This window comes from Anabaenopsis sp. FSS-46, from assembly GCF_029891665.1.
Classification (GTDB): Bacteria; Cyanobacteriota; Cyanobacteriia; order Cyanobacteriales; family Nostocaceae; genus Anabaenopsis; species Anabaenopsis arnoldii.
Genome location: NZ_JANQDG010000070.1, coordinates 1 through 6,892, shown reverse-complemented (window position 1 = coordinate 6,892; position 6,892 = coordinate 1). Strand labels below are relative to the sequence as shown.

2 protein-coding genes are annotated in these 6,892 nt (G+C 43.3%); both read right to left on the bottom strand.

Annotated features, from left to right (window positions below; genetic code table 11):
- Positions 1–640: 640 nt before the first annotated feature.
- A complete protein-coding gene (msrB, locus tag NWP21_RS08245) occupies positions 641–1,150 on the bottom strand; it encodes a peptide-methionine (R)-S-oxide reductase MsrB (RefSeq protein WP_271734174.1) in 510 nt (169 codons plus the stop codon).
- A 57-nt stretch (positions 1,151–1,207) separates the two neighbouring features.
- Entirely contained in the window at positions 1,208–6,340 is a 5,133-nt protein-coding gene (locus NWP21_RS08240; protein ID WP_280792310.1) for a caspase family protein, read from the bottom strand.
- Between the last annotated feature and the right edge of the window lie 552 nt (positions 6,341–6,892).

Sequence of the window (6,892 nt, the reverse complement as noted above, 5' to 3'; positions counted from 1 at the left end):
GTTTCCTGAGCTTCTGACTGGTTTTTACCGGGGTGTAGATACCAAAACCGTGAACCTTCTGGGTCAAGTTGTTTGAATGGATATCCTAACAGTTGCTGTAGTGCTTCAACTCGGCTATTTGGGTCTTGGTGGTTGATGAGTAGTTGCAACTGTTGTGATATAGCATTCATGGTGCTGTAGGGTAAGTGTTGATACGGGAGCAGTCAGGGTAAAGGATTTGATATTGATAAATTATACTATAGTTGGTTGAGTGATGTGACAATTTTTAATACTGCGTATACCCCACCTTTTACCCTGTGAGGGCTGGGTGTGGGGTCAAGAGATATTCTAGGATAATTTAGCTAGAAGTCGGGGATCTGTGTGACTGTGGGAGGGGGTGTAATATCCCCGACTTCTCACATTATTAGAGATAATCTAGGATAATTTAGCTAGAAGTCGGGGATCTGTGGTGCGATCGCGAAGCGCTGCTACAAGCAGATCGCCCTGGGTTGAAAAATTGCGTTTGATGCTACACGGGGAACCGGGGGTTAGAAACCCCCGTCTCAAAGCTAAAGTCAGATGAATCTGACTAGAATCTTATGTATTTGATTATTTTTAGCTAGAAGTGGGGGATCTGTGTGAATGTGGGAGGAGGGTCACATTAAACAGGGACAAAATTCAAGGCGACACCGTTCATACAATAGCGCTTACCGGTCGGTGCTGGACCATCATCAAACACATGACCTAGATGTCCACCACAGTTACTACAATGCACTTCGATTCTAGTCATAAAAAATGACCGATCTACAGTAGTGGCGATCGCACCTTCAATTGGTTGGAAAAAGCTAGGCCAACCAGTACCACTGTTAAACTTAGTATCAGATGTAAACAGTGCTTGTCCGCACCCAGCACAGACAAAAGTACCCTCGTCATATTGCTTATCTAGGGAGCTGCTAAAAGCGGGTTCTGTACCATGTTTTCGTAAAACGCGGTACTGTTCCGGCGTTAAAATACTGCGCCACTCTTCTTCAGGTTTAGTAATTGCAAACTGGCTTTTAGAAGTCGTCATGGTTTTGGAGTCCCCCCAAGAGAAGATGTTAAATAAATTGTGTGATAAAACTGCAGTGCCGACAATTGCGGTACTAGCCTCTAAAAAATAGCGTCTGTTCATGATCTCAATTCTAACCTAAGCAATTTTTTCTATAGAGCCTACATTACCCACTATTTACTAGTCAAAACAAAGTTCATACTCTTGTGTGGTCACATCAGGGTTAGTTTTGAGATAATCACCCAGGCGATCGCAAGCATTGCTCACCAGTTCATTGAGTTTCAATGTTTGCAATTCTACCTCCTCTAGGTTCCACAATTTAATAGTGGCATCCCTACCCGCAGAAGCTAGCTTAGTACCGTCAGGACTAAAACTAACAGTGTGAGCACCCTGGTTATGAGCAAAGAAGGTTTTTAACAACATACCATTACTAATATTCCAGAGTTTGATAGTACCATCATCGCTAGCTGAGGCCAAAACTTTGCCATCGGGGGAGAAACTAACATGAAGTACTAAACCAGTATGGCCCTCGAAGGTGTGAACTAGTGAACCGTCTAACCTCCACAGTTTAACAGTTTTATCATCACTAGCTGAAGCAATAGTTTGACCATCGGGAGCAAAATTAATCCTCCATATACTAGCGTTATGACCTGAAAAAGTTTTCAACAGGCGACCCTCTAAGTCCCAGAGTTTGATAGTTTTGTCCACACTAGCAGAGGCGATAAATTTACCGTCGGGGCTAAATTTGACATTAGTTACCCAACCCTTATGACCGGAAAGAGTTTGTAGCAGCTGACCGTCGCGACTCCAGAGTTTAATAGTTTTGTCTACACTAGCAGAAGCCAGAATTTGATCATCAGGGCTGAAAGTCACACTCGTTACCCAACTATTATGTCCCTTCAGGGTATGCAGTAAAGTCCCATCTCGTTGGCGAATGTCGATACTGTGGTTTGTACGTCCCAAGGCTGCTATATTTTGATCTTTAGTCAAGCCAACACTGCTAACATCTTCTATGGGGGAGGGTAATGTTTCCAGTAATTGACCGTCCAAGTTCCAGATTCTCATAGTCTTGTCATCACCCATGGAGGTGATAGTATTTCCATCGGCGGTGAAGCTGATTTCATTCACACTACCTTCATGACCGTAGAAAATTTTAGGTAAATTTCTTCTCAGTTCCCATAATCTAATAGTATTGTCATCACTAGCTGAGGCTAATCTGCGGCTATCTGGGCTAAAACTCAGACTATTAACCTCATGGCTATGTCCTCGTAAAGTATCTAATAAGTCACCAGCACGAGACCAGAGTTTAATAGTTTGATCACGGCTCACAGATGCTATGATTTTACCATCGGGAGAAAACCTGACTTGCCAGACACCCAGAGTATGCCCTTCTAGAGTTCTGAGTAAATTACCATCACGACTCCAGAGTTTAATTGTATATTCATTGGTGGCAGAAGCAATTGTTTGACCATCGGGACTAAAACTGACATCCAAGACTTCTTTGGTACTTGCGGGTAAGGTTGATAACAAACGACCATCCAAACTCCAAAGTTTCACCGTGCCATCATCACTAGCTGAAGCAATGGTATCACCTTCTGGTGCAAAGCTGACGCTATTGATACTTCGGCTATGTTCTCTAAAATTGAGGAGCAATTTACCCTCACGGCTCCATAATTTGGCAGTCTTGTCAGTACTACCACTGATTAATAACTCACCATCCGGTGAGAAACTGACGCTATTTACACCATCTTCATGATCTGTGAGAGTTGTGATTAACTTACCATCACGACTCCAGATTTTAATGGTATTATCACTACTACCAGAAGCAAATACTTGACCATCCGGTGAGAAACTGACGCTATTGACTTCACCCTGATGGTCTGTCAGAGTTGCTATTAAACTGCCATCACGATTCCATAGTTTAATGCTGTTATCAGCATAACCCGCAGCCAGTATTTGACCATCCGGTGCAAAACTAACACTAGTCACCCAGGAATCATGAGTTAACCGATGACGTTCTTGAGTGCCATAAAGTGCTTGTTGTAGGATGATTGCAGTTTGAGCTTGAATATTACTCGGGATTCCATAGGTGTTTTTTTGGACTTCCCTACCCGCTTCGAGTCCTGTGACTAATGCTTCTAACTCCTGATGGGAAAACAGAAAGTTTTGTGACAAAGCATTTAAGGCTTGTATCTCTCGTAACTGGGCTTTTTGACCTTGTTGGTAAGCTATAACAGCCAACCCAAAAGCAGTCAGTCCCAGAATGCTCATAATCCCCACTGTTCTTTGAGCTTTTCGCAGTCGATTTTTTTCTATTTGTTGTTGGCGTTGTCTTTGTACTAAACAAGCTTGAATAAAACCTTGGACATCAACAGATATTTCATCGGTGTAATTGAGATAAATCTCTTCAGCTTCTGCAAGGCGAACACCTTGTAAGAGAAAGTCAGGCTGTTGATTGTTATTCTTCCACAAAGCTGCTGCTTGGGCAACTTGACGACGCGATCGCAACAGCGCCCGATTTTCCTCCAACCACCAGCGCAACTTTGACCAATGGCGAATCAGCACCTCGTGAGCTACTTCTATAGTTACAGGGGAAGACCGGGGGGATGAGTCCGAAATTTTCCCTTCTGCTCTCACCTCATCCCACACCCCTGCATCCTCTTCTAAATTCACCACCACCAGCTTGGCAGCAATTAACACTTGTAATGTTCTTTCTACCAATGCCTGGGGGTATTTTTGCACAATTAGCTCAGATTTGAATACCCGTCGCCTAGTATCTTCTGTACCCTCACCCAACTGTGTCAGCGACAGAAAAATCCACCGCGCGCAGTCTTGAGCTTCCGCATCTAAACTAGTATAAACTGTTTGAGCTTTACTTTCCAAAGCTCCTTTAATTCCGCCCAAATGCTGTTGGTAAGCTTGTAAAGTAATCGCACCATTTTCGCGATATTCCCACAACTGTTCGAGAACAAATTCTAACAGTGGTAAATTCCCCGGTGATTGGTGTAACTCTTGTACTAGCACTTCGACTAATTCCGCCTCGACTGTTAAACCAACTTGTCGCCCTGGGTTAATAATCACACGTCGGTATTCTTGTTCCGTCAAGCAGGGAGTTAACAGCACACTCGACTGCTGCAATAACTTCACCAATACTGGTACTTCTAAACAGGGGGCGATAAAATCAGCCCGCAAAGTAATAACTAATTTAAACTTATCTGGCATCAGTTCCAGCGCCCCTAGGACAAGTTTTAAAAAGCGTTGTCTATCTTCACCAGATGCAAGAGTAAATAATTCTTCAAATTGGTCTACTACCAAAATTACCATTGGTTCCGGGCGTTGAGCTATCCACTGGGCAAACCCTTCTACCCCTTGGGACAACATCCCTTGTAATTCCGCCTGCTGGTAAGCTTTTTCTTTTTCCGTACCGCTATCTAGCAAGCGCTGTGATAAAGCTAGCAGAGGATTGGCACCAGGGCGACAGCTTCTCATCCACCAGTCTTCACTACCTGGTAATAGTTTACCTTGTCGCAGTTGAGCGATTAATCCCGCCTGTACTACCGAAGATTTACCACTACCGGAGGCTCCCACAACCGCAATAAATGACTTTTGCCCCAACTCACTAATTAGCTGCTCTACAACAGCTTCTCTACCGTAAAAATACTGAGCGTCTTCTTCCCGAAAAGCCCGTAAACCCCGGTAGGGACAAAGCCCTAAATCAATAGCTGCTGTTGATTGAGTGCCTGTATTGCCCGTGGGTATAATTTCAATTACACCTTGGGATCCAGATAGCCAAATATGTAGAGGTAAGTCATGCTGAGAAAATAATTGTAATTGGGTAATCCAAGCCGCAGCTGATAAACTACCCTGGGGTGGGGCTGCTTCTAAGGTAGAGTGGAGGGCTTGGGCAAATTTTTCGGGATGATTTTTAGGTGAAGCCGCAGCAATTATACATTGTCCTTGATCAAATCCTAGTTGTAAATCTTCTACCCAGTCTTGTAGGGAGGGCTTGTCATTGGCTACCCCGGGGCAATCTAAAATGATAATTTGTTGAGTATAAGTTGAACGCCTCAGTTCTTGTCTTAACCAAGAACGACTCAGTCGGGTATTTTCTCCTAAAATTAAAGCCGGTTCACCAGCTTCAGTTTCTTCGAGTCGCCCACGTAAATATAACAGTACTGTAGAAAAAACTCTCGGGTGGTTGGGTGGTGCTGCTTGTGTGGTTTGTAAACAGGTTTGAATAGTAGAGTGTAAATCTTTAGTGCTAGCTTCTATGGAGCCAGTCCAATACTCTAACTCAAAACCACCCACACCCCGGAATAATTTACTTACAGCTAGGGTGGTCTGATTTGTGGCTAGTCCCTCGATTATTAATGCTTGTCGGGGAGAGGGAGATTCTACAAGGGCTGGTTTTAATCCTAGAATTACTTCCCCCACTCCTTCTACAATACGCTTGGGTGTTTGCTGCGGATATTCCGAATACAGATGAGTGTCGCCTCTACTTTTGTTTTGCTGATTAATCAGTCGTAATTGCTGATTAGTGTCTTCAATGTATTGGCTGGTTTGATGATAAACATATCTATAAAGTGCATCAGCATCAATTAATCCTTGGGGATCAGCCGCTTGACCGCGCAACCCACGCATTAAGTAATAAGTAAATACGCCATGTCCCAGTTCGGTAAACTCCCAGGATTGTTGATTAGTATCACAGGACAGTAAGGCATAAAATCCTTTACTCTGTTTTGCTCTTTGGCGTAATAATTCCACCATCTGGGATGTGGGGTTGGGTAGGGATGCTGTAGTTATATTACTTCTGGAATTGCGGAATGTGAGATTACCGCTATGACAAGCATCTAGCCAGACTAACTGAGTTTGCGCCTGACTATTTCCCAACAGATGCAACACTTCCTGTAAAGCTAAACCTGTGTTGAGTAAGTCATCTGTTTGAGTATCTGCTAAACACAAAAATGCTTGTTGTGAATTGGGATCTAGCATCCCATGTCCAGAAAAATAAAATAAAATTGTGTCCTGTGGTTGAGCAGTATCCGTAATTTCCCTTAAGCTACGCCGCAGTGTGGAGAGGGTCGGTATTTCGGAAGTTAAATCATGGTAAACCCTCTGCTTAGTCTGGGTCAGTCCTTGGCTAGCGTCGGTCAAAGCTGCAGCTAAACCCTGACAATCTACAGCGGAGTAGCGTAGTGAGGGTAGTCTCTTGTCTTGGTATTTGTTTACTCCTACCAACAACAGCCAAAATTTTGCCTCTGCCTTTTTTAGGATATGGGTTAAGTGACTGGTAGTGATACCGAGTGGAGACATTTTAAGTTTTCTGGGTAATTAGTAAGGTCTAAGTAATAGTATAAATAAATGCTTGTTTACTGTCGCCCACAGGCTCGCCCAATGACAACCCCATTTTTGTGCGTGATGGCAAACAAGAACATGAGTACTGCCCCCCGTAGGTTGTGGGATGCAGCGATAGTAATATGACATTACCAGTAGCTAGTGCCGTCAGCCAAGTGGTATTCTGTTTATATTAATACTTTTTAACGAATTATTGCAGTATTTTTCTTTATTCTTAGAATTGGGGTGTGAAAATTGGTGAGCTAGTCCTAAGCTGACTATTTTATAGATAAAACTATACTTATGTTGACAAGTATTGACATAAGTGAGTGAAGAAAATCGCCCACTTGATATATAATACGATATCAAGTATTGAATTAAGACTATTGCCAACGCGAAAACCAAGCAATGATAGCGGTGGTCTTTCTTGTAAATCTTAACTTGAGAAATATCGCGTCTGGCTAAGGCGTGCAAGTCTACACCAGGGATAACCGCTCCCATGCTCCCGTTGAAGTAGAAAGTAAAGTCTAG

Coding starts and splice junctions, on each gene's coding strand:
- msrB (WP_271734174.1), bottom strand. CDS start 1,150: ATGAACAGACGCTATTTTTTAGAGGCTAGTACCGCAATTGTCGGCACT.
- NWP21_RS08240 (WP_280792310.1), bottom strand. CDS start 6,340: ATGTCTCCACTCGGTATCACTACCAGTCACTTAACCCATATCCTAAAA.